This window comes from Paraburkholderia sp. BCC1884, assembly GCF_900996225.1.
In the GTDB taxonomy this organism is placed as follows: Bacteria; Pseudomonadota; Gammaproteobacteria; order Burkholderiales; family Burkholderiaceae; genus Paraburkholderia.
Map to the genome: position 1 here is coordinate 142,811 of NZ_CAAJGL010000156.1, position 18,174 is coordinate 160,984.

Consider the following 18,174-nt stretch of genomic DNA (forward strand, 5'->3'; position numbering starts at 1 on the left):
GCGGGTTCGCCGTTTGCAGTGTTACGTTAAAGAACCGACTCGAAGCCGGTTAGAAAGGAGACAAAGTGGAACATGGCGCCCCAACCTGCCTGATGAGCGATCAATACGTCGCCGCCGAGCCGCCGCCAGCGGCGAATCCCCTACTCGATGACGCGCGCTTTATCGCCCTGGTGCGCGCGCGACGCCGGTTCTCGTGGAGGCTCACGATCCTCATGCTGACCGTGTACTTCGCCTTCATCCTCACCCTCGCATTTGCACCGGCGCTGCTCGGCCGGCCCATCGTCGACGGCTATCCGGCCACGTGGGGCATTCCGGTCGGCTTCGGCATGTTCGTCTTCACGTTCGTGCTGGTGGCCGTCTATGTCGTGCGTGCCAATACCACGTATGACCGCGCCGTCCATGAAATCCGGCAAGGAGTCCAGCCATGAACACCCCCTTCCGGCTACGCCTCGCGCGGCTCGGCGCCTCGATGTGCGGCGCACTCACGGCGTTGCCCGCCGTCGCGGCTCAAAGCGCGACGGCAACGGCAACGGCAACGACAGCGCACGCGCATAACCCGATCGCCATCGGCATGTTCCTGCTGTTCGTCGCGTCGACGCTGTTCATCACGCGCTGGGCGGCTAAAAAGAACCACAGCGTGTCGGACCACTACGCGGCGGGCGGCAAGATCACCGCGTTCCAGAACGGCTGGGCGATCGCCGGCGACTATATGTCCGCCGCTTCGCTGCTGGGTATTTCCGCGCTGGTCTTCACGAGCGGTTATGACGGTCTGATCTACTCGATCGGTTTTCTCGCCAGTTGGCCGATCATCCTGTTCCTGATCGCCGAACCGCTGCGCAATCTCGGCCGCTACACGCTCGCGGACGTCGTCTCTTACCGCCTGCAGCAACGGCCGATTCGCGGCTTTGCAGCGTCCAGTTCGATCGTGATCGTGCTGCTTTACCTCGTCTCGCAGATGGTCGGCGCGGGCAAGCTGGTCGAATTGCTGTTCGGCTTCAACTACACGATCGCGGTCGTACTGGTGGGCGTGCTGATGGTGGTCTACGTCTTCTTCGGCGGCATGCTGGCCACTACGTGGATTCAGATCATCAAGGCGGCGTTGCTGCTCGCGGGGGCGGCGTTCATGGCTTTCATGGTGCTCAGTCGCTTCGGCTTCAGTCTGAATGCGCTGTTCGCGCAAGCCATCGTCGCGCATCCCAAACATGCGGCAATCATGAGTCCGGGCGGCCTCGTGTCGGATCCGATTTCGGCCGTCTCGCTGGGTCTCGCGCTGATCTTCGGCACGGCCGGCTTGCCGCACATCCTGATGCGATTTTTCACCGTGCGCGATGCAAAGGCCGCTAGAAAAAGCATTCTGTACGCAACCGGCATCGTCGGCATCGGCTACGCGCTGATCATCATCATCGGCTTCGGCACGATCGCGCTGGTAGCGACGGACCCGCAGTATCACAGTGCCTCGGGCGCGGTGCTCGGCGGCGTGAACATGGTAGCGATCCACCTCGCGCATGCAGTGGGCGGCAATGTGTTCCTCGGCTTTATCTGCGCGGTGGCCTTCTCGACCATTCTCGCCGTCGTGGCGGGCCTGACGCTCGCGGGTTCGTCGGCGGTCTCGCACGATCTCTATGCCAACGTGATCCGCCGTGGCACGGCCACCGACCGCGAAGAAATGCAGGTCTCGCGCATCACCACGCTCGTACTCGGCGTGCTTGCGATTCTGCTCGGCATCGCCTTCGAAAAGCAGAACATCGCTTTCATCGTGAGCCTGACGTTCTCGATCGCGGCCAGCTCCAACTTCCCGGTGCTGCTGCTGTCGATTTACTGGCGAGGCCTCACCACCCGGGGCGCGGTGGTCGGCGGCTCGCTCGGACTGATCTCGGCGGTCACCCTGACCATTCTTAGCCCGACGGTCTGGGTTCAGGTGCTGGGCCACGCGCACGCGATCTACCCGTACGAATATCCCGCACTGTTCTCGATGATCGTGGCCTTCGCCGGCGTGATGGTGTTCTCCGTCACCGACACGTCCGAGCGAGGCCAACGCGAACGCGCCCTGTACGGCAACCAGCTCGTGGACTGCGAACTCGGCATGGTGAAGCAGGGATAAGTGCATTACACCAGGAATTAATTACGGAGACAGACTCATGGATTGCACGTGTTGTGTTTCGCCCAAACGCCGCCGCCTGCTCGGCACAATGGCTGCGCTGGCAGGGGGTCTTGCATCGAGCGCGGCGAGTGCGGCGGATAGCTCGGCTGCTGCAACACCCGCTGCCGCAGCCGGCAGTGCCGGCAAAACCCGCTCGATCGACATTCACGCTCATTACTACCCCGAGAGCTATTGCGATCTGGTCGGCAGTGAAGGCCAGAAGTTCGGCGGAAAATTTACCTGCGACGCCAGCAGCTTCAGCTTCCAGACGCCGGCAGGCGGCCTCGGCCCGCTGCCGCTGAAGTTCATCAACATCGACGAGCGGCTCGCCGATATGGACGCCTCCGGGGTCGACATGCAAGCGCTCTCGCTGAGCGTGCCGATGGCCTATTGGGCCGACCGCGCCTTCAATGCGAAGCTCGCGACGACGTGGAATGCCTCGGCGTCCAAAGTGCATCTGCAGTACCCCACACGCTTCGTCGTATTGGCGACGCTGCCAATGCTCAACCCACACGACGCCATCGAGGAACTCGAACGCGCGGCGGAGTTGCCGGGTGTGCGCGGCGTCTACATGGGCACCAATATCAACAATCGCGATCTGGACGACCCGCTGTTCGAACCGACGTTCGCGCGCATCGAACAACTCGGTTTGCCGGTGTTCCTGCATCCGCAACAGACGGTGGGAGGCGCGCGGCTGAACGACTTCTACCTGAGCAATCTGCTGGGCAATCCGTTCGACACGGCGATCGCGGGTTCGCATCTGATTCTGGGCGGCGTGATGGATCGCCATCCGGCGCTCAGCGTGACCTTGCCGCACGCGGGCGGCGCCTTGCCGATTCTCATGGGACGCATCGACGCGGGTTGGAACGTGCGGCCTGAAACCCGCCGGCTCGCGCAGAAACCGAGTAGTTATCTGCGCCGCTTCAACTACGACACCGTTTCGCATTCCGGCCCGGTGCTGGACTTCCTGATCCAGAACGTCGGCGTCGACCGGCTCGTGCTCGGCAGCGACTACTGTTTCGACATGGGCTACGAGCAACCGGTTACCTTCCTCGACCGCCTCGCCCTCCCCGCCGACCAGAAGAGCATGGTGCTGGGCGGCAATGCCGCAAAACTGCTGAAGATCTGACGTGAATCGCCGTGCGCCGCGCTGGACGGCATTGCGCTCATCGACATCACCTGAATGAAGATTGGGGAATGCTTCGACGCAAACCACAGTGAATATGTCGCAACCGTTCGGCCTCGGCTATCCGTAAAGACAGGTCGTACGGCACTACTTGCCGTCGTCTTGCTGCGCACGAACCTATACTTCCGGATTAGATTCCTGAATGCTTTGATAGCCTCGGCACCCGTATGTAGGGATAGCGGCCGGCTGCCGTAGATCGTATTGTTCTCTCAACGGGCAGACGTGATGCCCCTGCTCAACCGGATCGAGAGGTCAAAGCGACTATGGACAAAATCTTCAGCATGCGCGTGTTCTCGCGGGTCGCGGAGACCGGCAATTTCAGTGCGGTGGCCAAATACATGGACTGCAGCGCCGGCAATATTTCGCGCGCCGTGGTGTCGCTCGAAGCGCACCTTCACACGCGGCTTCTGCAGCGCACCACGCGCAGCGTGTCGCTGACCGAATGCGGCGAACGTTACTATCATCGCTGCAAGCAGATCCTCGCGGAGCTCGACGCGGCCGACGCCGAAGCCAGCAATGCCCATACGCTGCCACGCGGCCGGCTGCGGGTGCATGCCGTGCCCGACATCGGACTGAAGCAGCTGACCTCCACGATCGTCGAATATCGCGAGGCGTTTCCGGCTGTCTCGGTGGACCTGAAACTACTGCCGCGCATGCCCAATCTGGTTGAAGACGAGTTCGACGTGTCGATCGTCTCGGCCTCGTCGTTGCCGGACTCGCGCAATGTCAGCAAGCTGATTGGACGGTGCGAGCGCATTCTCGTGGCCGCGCCGGACTATCTCGCGCGCCATCCCATCGTGGCCGTGAGCGATCTGTCGAATCACGCGCTGATGCAGGTCAACTCGTCATTCGATCCGCCGTCCGAGTGGCCCGAGGGGGCATCCGGCGAGGTCGACGGCGGCACTGGGCTGGCCGGGCATTTCGTCGTCAACAATATGCAGGCGCTCAGGGTTGCACTGCTGGAAGGCGCGGGTGTGGGCGCGGTGCCGACCTATTCGGTGATCGACGATATCCGGGCCGGCAGACTGGTTCAGTTATTTCCCGACTACCCGCTGCAAAACACCAACGTGTTCGTCGTCTATCCGTCGCGCCAGTATGTCGATGCGAAACTCAAAACCTTCGTCGATTTCCTGACCACCTCGTTACGCCAGAAACTCGATTTGCGCATCGCGAGCTTCACGCCGGGGCGCCTCGCGCAAAGCCTCGCTCAAAGCAGCTTTGCTGCTTCGCGCAGCCTCGTGGACGCCAATTGATCGCCCGCCACGAGGCGCGGTAAATTTTTCTTCAAAACTTCGTACTAACGTGCAAGACGTGTGTTTTCACGCGCGTTATTTTGAGGCGTGCCATAGCCCGCGCGCACTCGCCTGGTCGGTTCGGGCGCCCGGTCGCAATTCCGCTTTCCGGCCACTGCTTCGGAACCTGACGACGTCATGATCGAACTCGGCAGCTTTCAAATCGATCGAAGCATGCGCGCGTTGCGGCGCAACGGCAGACTCGTGCCGCTCGGCTCACGCGCCTTCGACATCCTCGCCGCGATCGCGACAGCCGACGGCCGCCTCGTGACGAAAGAAGCGCTGTTCAAGGCCGTCTGGCCCCACACCGTGGTCGACGAGAACAGTCTTCATGTCGCGCTCTCCGCACTGCGAAAAATTCTCGGCCCGGAGCGGGACCTGATCGTCAACGTGCCCGGTCTGGGCTACCGGTTGCGCAAACGGGCACCCGCTGCGCGCGGCGCAGAAGCCGCTGGCCGCGCCATCGACGCGAACTGCCTTGCGCCGCCCAGATGCGGCCTGCTGGGGCGCGCGGCGCAGGTGCAATCGATCCGCGCGATGCTCCCGCGCACCCACGTGCTGACGCTCGTCGGCGCGGGCGGCATCGGCAAAACGAGTCTGGCGATCGAAGCGGCGCGCCATGCCGCAGCGGATTTCACCGAGCCGGTCTGCTTCGTCGAACTGGCCGCACTGACCACGCGGGACTGCGTACTCGACGCGATCGTCGCGAGCCTGGGACTGCCCATCGGCGGACCGCCATTCGACGTGGGGCACGTCGCAGCGGCGCTCGGCGGCAAGCGTCGGCTGCTGGTGCTCGACAACGCCGAGCATGTGATCGGCGACGTGGCGCACACCGTCGACGCACTACTCGCGTACGACGATACGTTGCGCGTACTCGTGACGAGCCGGGAGCCGCTGCGGATCCGGGTGGAGACCGTGCTCCGGGTCGATCCACTGGACCTCCCGCCACCGCACTCCACCGACGCACAGATTCTGCAAAGTTCAGCGGTCGATCTGTTCCTGCTGCGCGCCAGTACGCTACAGGCAGCGGTGAGCATGGACAGCGCCACCATCCAGCTCGCCGGCGAGATTTGCCGGCGCCTGGACGGCATTCCGCTCGCGATCGAACTGGCGGCGGCTCGCGTCTTCGCACTGGGTGTAGACGGCGTGCATCGGCTCCTCGACGATCGTATGGCGATGCTGGGCGGCGGCTACCGTAATGCCTTGCCGCGTCATTGGACGCTGCGGGCGACCTTCGACTGGAGCTTCGCGATACTCGACATGCCGAGCCAGCTTATTTTCCGCCGGCTCGCTGTGTTTAGCGGCAGCTTCAGCTTCGAGGCGCTGTGCGCGGTCGTGTGCGACGAAACCTACAGCGTGATGGACGCGATCAACGGTGTCACCGAACTGGTGGCGAAATCGCTGGTCTCGGTCGAGCTCGTGGGATCGGTGGCGCGCTATCGCCTGTCGGAATCGGCTCGCGCCTACGCGATGGAAAAGCTGTGCACCGAGGGCGAGCACCAGCAGATAGCCTCACGCCACGAGTGCTATCTCTCGAGCCTCGATCCGCGCGGCACGAACGACGAACTGGAGCGTGATCTGCATAGCGTCACCGGGTAATTCCTCCGTCATGCGCAACGCCGCCCGCATCCCCCCGAATGAGGTGACGGGGCGGCGCCGATCGGGCAGATCGAGCCGCAGCCGGATTACGACTGAAGGAACTCGAGCAGATCCGCGTTCACCTTGTCGGCATGCGTGGTGCACATACCGTGCGGCGCGCCTTCGTAGATCTTGAGCTTCGCGTTCGGCATGATCTTCGAGGACAGCATGCCGGAGTCTTCCAAAGGCACGATCTGGTCAGCGTTGCCCTGCAGAACCAGCGCCGGTACCGTGACCTTCTTCAGGTCTTCGGTGAAGTCGGTTTCCGAGAAGGCCTTGACGCAGTCGTATAGCCCTTTGATCGAGCCTTGCATGCCGAGAAACCAGAACCAGTCGATCGTGCCTTGCGAGACTTTTGCGTCCGGTCGATTGAAGCCGAAGAACGGCACCGCCAAGTCCTTGAAAAACTGCGAACGGTTGTTCTTCACGCCGTCGCGAATGCCGTCGAACACGGATAGCGGCAGGCCGCCCGGATTAGCGTCGCTTTTCACCATGACCGGCGGCACGGCCGAGATCAACACCGCCCTGGCAACCCGCTTCGTGCCGTGGCGGGCAATGTAGCGGGCCACTTCGCCGCCACCCGTGGAGTGCCCGACCATCACGACATTGTTGAGATCGAGCGATTCGATCAGTTCGGCCAGATCGTCGGCATACGTGTCCATGTCATTGCCGCCCCAGGTCTGCGCCGAACGACCGTGGCCACGGCGATCATGGGCGATCACACGGTAGCCGCGCTCAGCGAGGAACATCATCTGCGAATCCCATGCGTCCGCGTCGAGGGGCCAGCCGTGCGAGAACGTAATCGGTTGGCCCGTGCCCCAATCCTTGTAATAGAGTTCGGTGCCGTCCTGGGTCGTGAAATATGCCATTGCTCTTACTCCTTGAGAGGTGGTTCGCCAACTGACACCGTTGTGTCATGCGTGCAGCGAGTATTGGCCAGCGCTTCCCGCAGTCCTTTTCCGATTGCCCGGACTTGTCCGATCTGCACGCTCACCGCCGCTCGAATTTCGCCATGATCCGGACACTCGCGCTCGTCGTGCGATTCGGAAATACCGCTCACGTGGCCTTTGCGACACTCGATACGGGCGAACGCGAATTGCGCTCTATCGACCGGCTGGCACGCGCGGCGGCACTCCCGCCTGTCGCCGTGCCGGACCGCATGCAACCAGGCATCGTAATGACCACCCATGAGGCGAGCTATGAATCAGGACAGCACTGTTGTTTCAACCTTCACGAGCCACTCGGCCGCTGACGAGGCCATCAAGGAACTCAGCCGGAACGGCTTCGATATGACCCGGCTCTCGGTAGTCGGCAAGGGCTATCACTCCGAAGAGCACGCGGTCGGTTTCTACACCGTGGGCGACCGCATCCGATCGTGGGGCGCGACAGGCGCGTTCTGGGGCGGCATCTGGGGTCTGCTGCTAGCGCCGGCCGTTTTCCTCGTGCCGGGTCTGGGGCTCGTCGGCCTCGCCGGACCGGTCGTGGCGGCGGTGATCTCCGCGCTCGAAGGTGCCGTGATCGGCGGCGGCGTGACCGCGCTCGGCGCCGCGCTAGCGCAACTCGGCGTGCCGCAGGACGACGCCGTCAAGTATGAAACCGCGATCAAGGCGAATGGCTTTCTGCTGATCGTTCAGGGCACGCCGGAAGAAGTGGCACAGGCCCGCAGCATCCTCGATCGCATGGCCACCCCCGCTGAAGCGGGTAGCGCGCCGGTGGCCTGAGCGTGCGGCTTTTGATCCCGTCCGATTCCGTTTGATTCAGGCGACCTCTGTGCGGCCCGACGACCGTTCAGAGGTTCGCCTGCTCCGCTTTCGCGCGCAAATCACCGGCCGGTCGAGGCGCGGGCTCGACAATCTGGCGCACGCCTCCCGAAGCCGCAACCGAGCCGGCCACGGCAATCAGCACCGGGATCAGAAACGCGGGCGACGGCTGGGTAAATTCAAAGATCAGTGCGATGGCCGTCAACGGTACGCGCATCGACGTGGCCAGAAATGCGGCGGCACCGATCACGGCGAACGCGCCCAGCGGCGTACCCGGCCACAGGACCGACCAACCCCCGCCCAGCAGAATGGCGAGCAGCGCGCCATTGCACAAGCCAGGTGTCAGAAGACCGCCGGCGGCACCGGCGCGCAGACTCGTCCACGTGATCAGCACGCGCAACCCGAGCAGAACCGCAGCAAGCTGCAAGGTCAGCGAACCGTCGAAACCGACCTGGGCGGGTCCCTTGCCATTACCCAGCAACATGGGGAGTCGAGTGGCGAGAAGACCGATGAAGACGAAGTTCACGCAGCACAACGGCAGCAAGCGGCCATCGCGCGGCGCATGAGCGCGCGCGTTGTCGGTGAGCCGGGTGAACTGCCAGGCCGCGAGACCGATGAGCGGACCCGCCACGAGCGCCCAGACGATCAGTGAGGGCGTGCACGCGTAGTGAGGCACATCGTATTGCGGCAGATTGCCGAGACCGATTCGCGCGATGAGGGCTGCGATCACGGAGGTCACGACGGCGGGCACCACGGCCCGCCAACCGATACTGACGAGCAATCCTTCGAGCACGTAAATCGCGCCCGCCAGCGGCACGTTATAGACGGCGGCGAGACCCGCACCCGCGCCACACGCGACCATCACTTTCGATTCATCGACCGTGAGCCGCGCATACGACGATAGTTTGCCGGCCAGCATCGCGCCGATTTCCCGCGGCGCGACCTCGCGTCCCAACGGCGAGCCGAGCGCGACGGTAACGATCTGCAGTAAAGCATGGAACGTCGTGGCGAAGCCCGGCATGCGTAGGTCGTCGCCACGCACGGCCCTGGAAATGCTGACGAGCGGCTTGCACCAGCGATACACCGCCCACCATCCGGCGCCGGCCACCACGCCGCAGAGCGCGAGAATCGCCACTCGCCGCGGCCGGCTCGCTGCCGTCACGCCGGCCTCGAAGCTCTCCTTGCTGAAGATCGTATCGAGGCTATACCCGTATGCGACATGCTGGATCGCATGCAGCAAGGTGGCGAGGCCCAATCCTCCCAGCCCGCCGGCCACCCCGGTCAGAACGAGGACGAGCGCCCAACGTAGGGCGTGGCCGACAGCGCGCGATTCGATTTGAGGATGCATGTCCGGGCCAGATCCTGGTTTCGGCCAGCCGAGCAAACCGGCCGCTATGGCGTGTCCTGCCTGCTGATCGGCAGATTGAAAACGAACACCGTGCCGCCGGGATAGGCCGGCCCGGCAGTCAGCGTGCCGCCGTGCGCCTCGACGATGGATTTGCAGATGGCGAGTCCCATGCCCATGCCGGTCGCCTTCGTCGTGAAGAACGCATCGAAGATACGGGCCAGGGTCGTCTCGTCGATGCCGGCGCCGTTGTCTTGCACTGACACGATCACCGAGCCTTGATCGCTGACGCACGATGTCACGCTCAGCAAGCGCTGCTTCGCGTCGAGATGACTCATCGCATCCGCGGCATTCATCACCAGGTTGAACAGCACCTGCTGCAATTGCACGCGATCGGCCATCACGGGGCAGTCTGCGGCGAGGTCGAGCCTGACGACCAGTCCACGTTGCTCCACTTCGACCGCCGCGAGGTCGAACACTTCGCGAATTACACCGTCGACAAAAGTCGGCACGTAGCTCGGCGTGGCTTCCTTCGCCAGAGATTGCAACGCGCGGATGATCTCGCCCGCCCGCTTGCCGTCTTTCACGATATCGCGCAAGCCGGCCAGCGCCTCCCCGATGTCCGGCGCCGTGCGATTCAGCCAGCGCACACTGGCGCTCGCATTCGACACGATCGAGGCCAGCGGCTGATTGATCTCGTGAGCGATCGAGGCCGCCAACTCGCCCATGGTGCGAGCGCGCGACGCCTGGGTCAATTCGGTCTTCGCATTCTGCAGCGCCAGTTCGGTGACATGGCGATCGGTGATATCCGTGACCACGCCGACGAAATTACTCATGCCGGACGGCTCGCCCAGCACCTCGAGATGTTTGATCGTCCCCTCCGGCGTGACGACACGGAATTTCTGCCTGAAGGGCGTGCGATTACGCGCTGCCCGCCCGGTTGTGTCCTGATAGGCGGCGACATCTTCGGGATGAATCCGCTCGAGGATCGCGTGAGTGCCTGGACTGCCGCTTTGCATCGGTATCGCGAAGACGTCGTACAGCTCTTTGGACCAGTAACGCTCGCCGGTCTGCGTATTCCAGATGTAGCTTCCCGAGCGGCTGATTTTCTGACCCAATGCGAGCGCTTCTTCGCTCATCCGCAAGGCCATCTCGGTTTCCTGGCGGCGTTTGTTTTCCTCCATGAGTTCCGCGTAAAGCCGGGCGGTCTCCAGAGAAATGGCGGCCTGCGAAGCCAGCAATTCGAGCACGGAAGTACGGTTTGCCGTGAACACGCCCGACGCCAGATTGTTCTCCAGATACAGCGCACCCACTACATGACCCTGTTTGACTAGCGGCAGACAGCACACGGAGCGCACTGCACGCCGCACGAGCGAGGCGTCGAACGAGAAACGCGGATCGCGTTGCGCATCGTCCACCACGACGGGTTTGCGCGTGCGCAATGCCGTGTAGAACACCGAAGCCGGCATGTCGTCGCGTGTCACCTTGTCGCCGCCGAGCGTCACCTGCACACCGCTCTTCTCCTGGCTGCCGCTCGCTTCGACCATCGGTACGTTGCGCTTCATCAGGATCAGCATGGCGCTCTGTGCCCCGGCATGAACGATCGCCAGCGTGACCAGTGTGCGGATCAGTTTGTCGAGGACGATCTCCTCGGAAAGCGCTTGCGAGGACTTGATCGCAGCCATGAGATCGAACTGCTGCTGCGCGTCGGGAATCTCGATGGACGGCCGGGTCGCGGCGGGCCATTCACGTGGCAGCGACGCAGGCCGGCTGGTCTGCTCCAGGCGATCGACCATGGCAAGCGCGCCCCAGCGCGTATAGCCGTCGATCGCGCGGCGGCCGTGATGCCACGCCGCACTGAGCAAACCGTTTTCCCGGCAGTATGCCGAGGCCAACTCGTGCGCGAGCGCATTACCCTGATTGAAGCCGTTCTCCGACGCCACCACTGCGGCCTGCTCGTAGAGTGCGAGAGCCGTGAGCGTCGCGCCGTTGAGGCGCGCCACTTCGGCCTCCACGATCAGCAACTTGTCCTTGAAGGTCGCCGGATTGAGCTGCGCCCAGGTCCGCAGTTTTGCCAGATGCGGCTCGATCATCACGACCGTGGTAGCGGAATGCTCGGCCTCGTACGCCCTGGCCAGCGTGAGCGCGGTGTAGAAGTGATAGTCCAGCAGATGAATGTGCGCCGGCGTCGACCACTTCAACTCGCCGGCCTCGGCCAGACAGTCAAGCGCGCTCTGGTAGTCAGAGTGGAAATAGCAGGAGATGCCCTTGAACAACCAGACCCAGAAGCGCAGCGTGCCCATCTGCGTATCCAGCAGGTTGTTGTCGAACCTCATTCGTCCGTCGACCAGCACGCCAAAGGTGTCGGGCAATCCCGGGCCGCCGGTCAGGCTATGCACGAAACGCTTCTGCAATTCGAGAATATCTTCGACGTCCTTGAACCGTACGCGCCGGGCGAATGAAAGGCCGACGTCGATTTCCTTGTCGACCTGTTCGAGCGGCGCGCCCATGATCAACAGATCCGACACGATGTGATTGCACGAATAGCAGCTCATCACCAGATCGCCGCTCGGGCGCGCGGACTCGAAGGCATCGCGCGCGCATTCGAGTGCGTAGGAGAGCGGGCGGGTCCAGACGCTCACGGTGTCGAGCGCGACCAGTGTGCTGGTCGCCATTGCGTGGTAACCCCGCTCTTCGACCAGGGTTCTGGCTAGCTGGGAGAACTGGAGTCCCTCTTCGTAACGGCCAAAGAACTCGGCAACGCATACCCCAAACCACGACATACAATGCGCCGAAGCCGCCGTGATCCCATGATCGATGGTGAGCTGCAGCATGTGGCACAGATGCAGAAAACCGAGCCGTTCGTTGACGAACGAGGCGGGCGCGTAAATGCTCGCCAGCAGATTCATTTCCGCTTCGATCGCGGGATCGCGAAGCGGCGGCAATTCGGCGAGCGATGCGATGCTCCGTGTCTGGAGGGATCGGTTGAGTCGTGCATAAGCGGCCTCGATGTCCGACGCTTCCGGATGACGGGGCAAAAACGTGCCGAACAGTTGCGCGCCTTGAAGCGCCGTGTCGACCGCAGCCTCGTAATCCGACAAGTGCTGGTGCATGTCGACCTTGAGCTTATAAACCGACGCCCGCGCCACGATCGACAGATCCTGACCCAACAACTGCGCGATCTGTACCCCGGCGGAATCGAAGTCCGCGTGATGGATGTGACACTGCACCCGCAACACGGTGATCTCGTAACCCAGCGTTTGCGTATAGTCGCCATCGCTCGCATCGAGCAGGCTTTGCGCTACCGCCAGATAGTTCAGGGCCGACTGGATCGCGATCGCCTCTTTCGCATGACGGGCGGCCTGCAGACAGATCCCCGCGAAGGCAATCGTCTCGCTGGCAGGCAGATTGCACAATGCGCCCGCTGCCTGCGCGCGCTCGACATGGAGCGCCACCTCGAAGGCCGACTGGCGGCCGGTCTGCATTTGAAACTCTTCCAGCAGGATGCGCGCAATCCGTGCGTGTTCGACCCCGTAGTCATACGGGGCGCTCAACGCGTAGGCGGCCTCCTGCACCCGGTCGTGCGAAAACGCAAAACCGGTACGGTCCGCCACCACCAGGCCCGCGTCCACGGCGGGCGCGAGACGGCGCTCCAGTTCGGCGCCACCGTTGTGGTCGATCCGCGTCAGGATCGACCGGTCGAGACGCCGCCCCATGAACGCCAGCAGCCGGAGTACGGCTTGCGCCTCGCCGGGGAGTCGGGACAGGCGCGCCACCATCAGGTCGATCACGTTGTCCGACGATTCGTATTCGGCGATACGCTCGATTTCCCATGTCCAGCGGCCCGCAATGCCGTCGTAGCAAATCAGTTGATGATCGGCCAGGGTGAGCAGCAGTTGCTTGACGAAAAACGGATTGCCGCCGGTCTTTTCGTGAACCACGACGGCGAGCGGATAAACATGGACGGCGTCGGAATGCAGCGCGTCCGCCAGCAGCGCGGTGACATTCGCGATGTCGAGCGGCGTGACGGCAAGTTTGGTGACGCGCGCATTGCTGACCGGCAGCGAATCGAGGAAAGCCTTGAACTTGGGCGAGCGATCGACCTCATTGTCGCGGTACGCGCAGACCAGCAAGACGTGGCGGAATTCGACCGTGGCCACGAAGCTCGAAATGAAATTCAACGTGGCGTCGTCGAACCAGTGCACGTCGTCGAAAAACAGAACCAGCGGGTGCGCTTTCGTCGCGAAGGCGGACAGCAGCCGCGTGATGAGCGCCTGGAAGCGCAGTTGCGCTTCGACCGGCGGCAAATCCGCGACCTCCGGCTGCACCCCGAGAACGAGTTCCAGCTCGGGAATGAATCCGGCCAGCAGCTTGCCCTGTTGGCCCACCGCCGCGCGCAGCATCTCGCGCCAGTCTTCGAGCTCGCTGTCGCTTTCGCCGAGAATGCGTTGGAACAGCGAGCGCACGGCCTGCATCAGCGGCGCGTACGGCGCGTTGTGGCCATACTGTTCGAGCTTGCCGGCGGCGAACAGCGTGGGCGTCTGCGCCGTGGCGCGATGCACGCTGCGCACCAGCTCGGATTTTCCCACGCCCGAATAACCGGCGACGAGGAACAGTTCGGGGACGCCGTGCTCAGCGTTGCGCGAGAACGCGGCGAGCAGCGCCTCGTATTCTTCCGCACGCCCGAACAGCCGGTGCGTCACGCTCAGGTTGCGGACATTATCCTCGGCGGCCGGCTCGAACGGCACGATATGCTGGATCTCATTCCAGTCGGCCAGACAGCGCCGCAAGTCGGCCTCGAGGCTGGAGGCGCTTTGATATCGCTCCGCCGGACTTTTCGACAGCAGCTTGAGCACGATGGCGCCCAGCACTTCGGGTGCCGACGGGCAATGCTGGCGCGGGTCGTCGGGTGGGCGGGCAACGTGGTTATAGACCCATTCGATCGCGTCGGCGGCGTCGAACGGCAAGTGACCCGTGAGCAGTTCGTACAGGGTGACGCCGAGCGAATAGAGATCGCTTCGCTCGTCGGCCTGCCCCTCCGCACGGCGCGCCTGCTCCGGCGACATGTACGCGAGCGTGCCGTACAAGGTATCGGGCAGTTCCGCGGCCGGATCGCCGAAGAGGCTGGACGTGCCGCGAAAACCCAACAGGCGGATCGCGCCGTCCGGCCCTTCCCATAGGTTCGACGGCTTGATGTCGAGATGCAGAACGCCGCGCAGATGCGCGAGACGCAGGGCACGCGTGGCGCCGATCGCAATCCGCAGAAAGCGACCCACCCCGATCGTGCCGTCCGCCGGCGGCAGCACCAGCGCGCCGCCATTGTCGTCATAGACGAGCACCGGGCCGCGCGCCAACTGAGCCAGCGCAAGCGGACGCACGGCCCATGCCGCATCGAGCCTGTCGGCCGGTGCGAACTCCTGCTGCAGACGCCGGAACACGGCCTCCGAAGACGATTCGCCCGGCACCGCGATCAACCACGATTTCTTCGCCTCCTGCGAGTACGCGCGATAACGCACGATATCGCCGTCCACCAGCAGCGCTTCGAGCGCGAGCTGGTCGAACCACAGCTGGTCGAAATGCACGGCGCCGGCGGTGTCCTGTGACGCCTGGCGACTTCCGTCGATAAACGCGTCGGTACTCAATCGTCCGCTCCCTTCCGGCCGGCGGCGAGCGCAATCAGATCGAGCAGCGCGTCTTCCGGAAAGGGCTTGTGCAGAAACCCGGATGCCCCTTGGGACAAGGCCTGCCGGACAATCGTTTCGTCGCCATGGGCCGACATGATGACGATGGGAACCGAACGTTGCTGCTGATTGAGTTGACGTTGCACGTCGAGTCCTTGCATGCCTTGCATTTTCAGGTCGAGCAGAACGCATAGCGCGTCGTCGATATCGGAAGCCGCCAGAAACGCCTCCCCTGACGAGAAGGTGACAGTCGCGTAACCGGCCGATTTCAACAGGTTAGCCAGAGCACTTCGTATCGAAGCGTCGTCGTCGACGATACAAACAAAGCTCATGGCTTTCGAAACTCCCCGTGCTTCAACGTGACACCCGGGCGTCGATGTCCGGTGCGCCGTCCGATGTGAAGAATTAGCCCGCGTCAGCCGCGCGGTTGCACGAGCCTATCCAGTTCCATATTAACGGCGCTCGTCGAGGCGCGACATCATACATAGGTATGTCGCCGGCAAGCGGCCGGCCGTGGGTTCGAGCCGCTCGGGCAATGGCCGGGCAATGCGGTTTCTTCGAGTTTATGGCATCGTTCTATTTTTCGACCGAAAGACTCGCCATGCCGACCGGAATCGAAGATGAATCAGGGCCTGCTGCGCTGCCGTTGCAAGACCACCTGCGATTTCAGCAGCCGCACGGGCATCTGTCGAGCGTATTCGGCAACGACTGGTTCGCCCTCAAAGCCGAAGCCTTCGCGCGCTTCTTCGGCACGCCCACGTTCCTGATCGCCCAGACTGTCATTGTAGGTGTGTGGATTGCGCTGAATCTGCTGCGCGTCTTTCGCTTCGATCCGTATCCATTCATTCTGCTGAATCTGGCTTTCAGTCTTCAGGCCGCCTACGCCGCCCCGCTCATCCTGCTCGCGCAAACGCGTCAGGCCGATCGCGACAAGGCGCTGACCGAAGCGGATGCGCATCATCGCGAAGACATTGCGCAAGCCTGCCAGATGCGCGAAGCCGACCTCGCGCGCCAGAACGCGCAAATCGCCGAACTGCTCAAGCAGAACACCGATCTCACCGAACTGACGCGCCAGCTGGCCGAGCGTATCGAAACGCTCACACGCGATCTTCACGAAACGCTGACCCGGCAGAAACAGAACCCGCTCTAGGGCATCACCTGGTCTGGCAGGTCGGCGCATGTCAATTTTGCCAGTCCGACCCAAGCACCAGTCCGCAGAAATTCAGCCGTCGGTAGTTCGGGTCCCAGCGGTCCAGCACGTCGGCATTCACGGTGCCAAAAGTCGTGTCCGGACGATGCTCCATTCCGTGCGCATAGGCCTGGATGATCTTCTTCTTGAAGGCGGATTCGCGCGGATAGACCTGCAGGATTTCATCGCGCTGTTGCGCGGTGAAATCGTCGTAGCGGGCACCGCGAACATCCATCTGCACACCGGCGCTGGTCAATGCGACGAGTGGTGACATATGCTCGGGAATGCCGGGCGTGGTGTGCAATGCCACGGCGGCCCACACCTCGTCGATCGCGCGATCGGCGAGCGCGTATTGACACAGAAAATCGCGCACGGCGTTGGCGCTATCGATCTCGAAGCGATTGGCCGAGTGCGCATAGATCGCATTCAGCCCCACGTTATGGAACATTGCGCCGACATACAGCAGCTCGGCGTCGAAACTCAATTGCTGCCGCAAGCCGGTGAGCGCGCCGAAAAGAAATGCCCTGAGCGCGTGATGAAACATCAATGCCGACTCGGTGGTACGAATCCGACGGGCGGCCGCCTGGGCTATCGGCCCGTCGGGAATGTCGACCCCCGCAATGGTTTGCCTCATATCCACTCCTCTGTGTTCAGCTCTTGTCCCGGTATCGTCAGGCTCATGTGCTCGCCCGCAAGCACGCTGACCGGTCGGCGTCGAAGGATCACCGAAATCCACAAGATCCGTTCGAGTGGAGAGTAGCGAATTAAAACTTTAAAGACTTTAGAAGATTCTAAAAAACTCTAAATAGGCGCGACTCGTTTGCGCCGGCGCCCGGATTGCACAGAAGTGTGTTTCGGGAGCGCGCGCGTTGTCTTTATGGGTCGATTCAATTCCGCTAAGAAGTTTTCATATTTTCTGCAGGACTTTATGAGCAAGGCATTCCTACACTGCATTGGATCTGCAGTGGGCCACAAAGGCGACGCGCGTCGCTGTTCAGCCTTCGAGCGCCGGATGAAGCCGCGCTTCGAGGAACTGCACGAGCGCGCGCACCTTGCTGGAATGACGGCGATTAGGCAGATACGCGGCATAGACGATGGCATTGCCTTGGTGCGGACTGGCGTCGACATTCTCGAACAGGCGCATCAGATGGCCGGCGCGAATCTCCGCGCTGACCAGCCATTCCGGTAGCAAGGCGATGCCGCGTCCGGCGAGTACCGCTTCGTGAAGGATGTCGAGACTGTTCGACAGCAGATGGCCGCGCACTTCGACACGCTCTTCGACGTGCCCCGCTGCGGACTCGCTCCGGAAGGTCCAGATCTGGCGCGTGCGGTAGCTCCCGCCATAGGCGACGCGCAGGCACTCGTGCGTGCCGAGCGCCTGCGGATTCTGCGGCGTGCCGCAGCGTTCCAGGTAGTCATGGCTGGCCACGACGTAGCGCGGATTGTCGGTCAGTTTTCGCACGATCAGATTGGCATCGCGATCGGGCAGACCGATGCGGATCGCCACATCGATGCGATCGAGCGCGAGGTCGGCGAAATGATCGGCGACGACGACGTCGAGAAACAGCCGGGGATTGGCAGCGAGAAACGCCGCGAGATGCGGGGCGAGCCGCAAGCGGCTGTACGTGGACGGCACGGAGATGCGCAGCGTTCCGACCGGCGACGCGCCGCTGTCGACGATGCTCTCGTCGGCCTCGGCCAGATCGTCCAGCACCTTGCCGACCTGCTCGACGTAAGCGATGCCGGCGTCGGTCAGACTGACCTTCCTCGGCGTACGGGTGAGGAGAGCCGTGCCCAGCGACGCTTCGAGCGAATCCATCAGCCGCGTCACCGAGGAAGTCGCCACACCGAGCCGTTGCGCGGCTTTTGAAAAGCCGCCGGCATCGGCGACTTCCAGCAGGGTATTCAGCGCGAGGAGTTTGTCCATGGTCGACCCTGACAGC

The 18,174-nt window shown here is 63.0% G+C and carries 13 protein-coding genes; 7 read left to right on the forward strand and 6 right to left on the reverse strand.

Annotated elements, in window-relative coordinates; genetic code table 11:
* Window positions 1-65 precede the first annotated feature (65 nt).
* From FQ705_RS33105 to FQ705_RS33125, 5 genes are all read left to right on the forward strand, one after another.
* Entirely contained in the window at window positions 66-428 is a 363-nt protein-coding gene (locus tag FQ705_RS33105; protein ID WP_409934758.1) for a DUF485 domain-containing protein, read from the forward strand.
* Entirely contained in the window at window positions 425-2,101 is a 1,677-nt protein-coding gene (locus FQ705_RS33110) for a cation acetate symporter (RefSeq protein ID WP_260854703.1), read from the forward strand. The genes FQ705_RS33105 and FQ705_RS33110 overlap by 4 nt, the downstream gene beginning before the upstream one ends.
* 37 nt (window positions 2,102-2,138) lie before the next feature.
* Window positions 2,139-3,269, forward strand: coding sequence for an amidohydrolase family protein (locus FQ705_RS33115; RefSeq protein WP_144149151.1), 1,131 nt, complete (start codon window positions 2,139-2,141; stop codon window positions 3,267-3,269).
* Between the two features lie 320 nt (window positions 3,270-3,589).
* Entirely contained in the window at window positions 3,590-4,579 is a 990-nt protein-coding gene (locus FQ705_RS33120) for a LysR family transcriptional regulator (RefSeq protein WP_144149153.1), read from the forward strand.
* Window positions 4,580-4,756: 177 nt separating this feature from the next.
* Window positions 4,757-6,217, forward strand: coding sequence for an ATP-binding protein (locus tag FQ705_RS33125; RefSeq protein WP_144149155.1), 1,461 nt, complete (start codon window positions 4,757-4,759; stop codon window positions 6,215-6,217).
* Window positions 6,218-6,303: 86 nt separating this feature from the next.
* Here FQ705_RS33125 and FQ705_RS33130 read toward each other — a convergent pair whose 3' ends face one another.
* Window positions 6,304-7,125, reverse strand: a complete 822-nt coding sequence (locus FQ705_RS33130; RefSeq protein ID WP_144149157.1) for an alpha/beta fold hydrolase — start codon at window positions 7,123-7,125, stop codon at window positions 6,304-6,306.
* A 330-nt stretch (window positions 7,126-7,455) separates the two neighbouring features.
* On the opposite strand from FQ705_RS33130, the gene FQ705_RS33135 reads away from it, so the two are divergent.
* Window positions 7,456-7,977, forward strand: coding sequence for a general stress protein (locus FQ705_RS33135; protein WP_144149159.1), 522 nt, complete (start codon window positions 7,456-7,458; stop codon window positions 7,975-7,977).
* Between the two features lie 67 nt (window positions 7,978-8,044).
* Here FQ705_RS33135 and FQ705_RS33140 read toward each other — a convergent pair whose 3' ends face one another.
* The 3 genes from FQ705_RS33140 to FQ705_RS33150 are packed head-to-tail and all read right to left on the reverse strand — an operon-like array spanning window position 8,045 to window position 15,374.
* A complete protein-coding gene (locus FQ705_RS33140) occupies window positions 8,045-9,364 on the reverse strand; it encodes a chloride channel protein (protein WP_144149161.1) in 1,320 nt (439 codons plus the stop codon).
* Between the two features lie 44 nt (window positions 9,365-9,408).
* Window positions 9,409-15,003 (reverse strand): AAA family ATPase, encoded by a 5,595-nt coding sequence (locus tag FQ705_RS33145; RefSeq protein WP_186308106.1) that lies wholly within the window; start codon window positions 15,001-15,003, stop codon window positions 9,409-9,411.
* On the reverse strand, window positions 15,000-15,374 hold the full coding sequence (locus tag FQ705_RS33150; protein ID WP_144149165.1) for a response regulator transcription factor: 375 nt from the start codon (window positions 15,372-15,374) through the stop codon (window positions 15,000-15,002). Before FQ705_RS33150 ends, FQ705_RS33145 begins: the two co-directional genes overlap by 4 nt.
* A 269-nt stretch (window positions 15,375-15,643) precedes the next feature.
* Here FQ705_RS33150 and FQ705_RS33155 point away from each other — a divergent pair, with 269 nt between their 5' ends.
* On the forward strand, window positions 15,644-16,192 hold the full coding sequence (locus tag FQ705_RS33155) for a DUF1003 domain-containing protein (protein WP_186308108.1): 549 nt from the start codon (window positions 15,644-15,646) through the stop codon (window positions 16,190-16,192).
* Window positions 16,193-16,223: 31 nt separating this feature from the next.
* On the opposite strand, the gene FQ705_RS33160 is transcribed toward FQ705_RS33155, so the two are convergent.
* Together FQ705_RS33160 and FQ705_RS33165 are read right to left on the reverse strand one after the other, a co-directional pair.
* A complete protein-coding gene (locus FQ705_RS33160; RefSeq protein WP_144149169.1) occupies window positions 16,224-16,865 on the reverse strand; it encodes a phosphohydrolase in 642 nt (213 codons plus the stop codon).
* Window positions 16,866-17,225: 360 nt separating this feature from the next.
* A complete protein-coding gene (locus tag FQ705_RS33165; protein WP_144149171.1) occupies window positions 17,226-18,158 on the reverse strand; it encodes a LysR family transcriptional regulator in 933 nt (310 codons plus the stop codon).
* Between the last annotated feature and the right edge of the window lie 16 nt (window positions 18,159-18,174).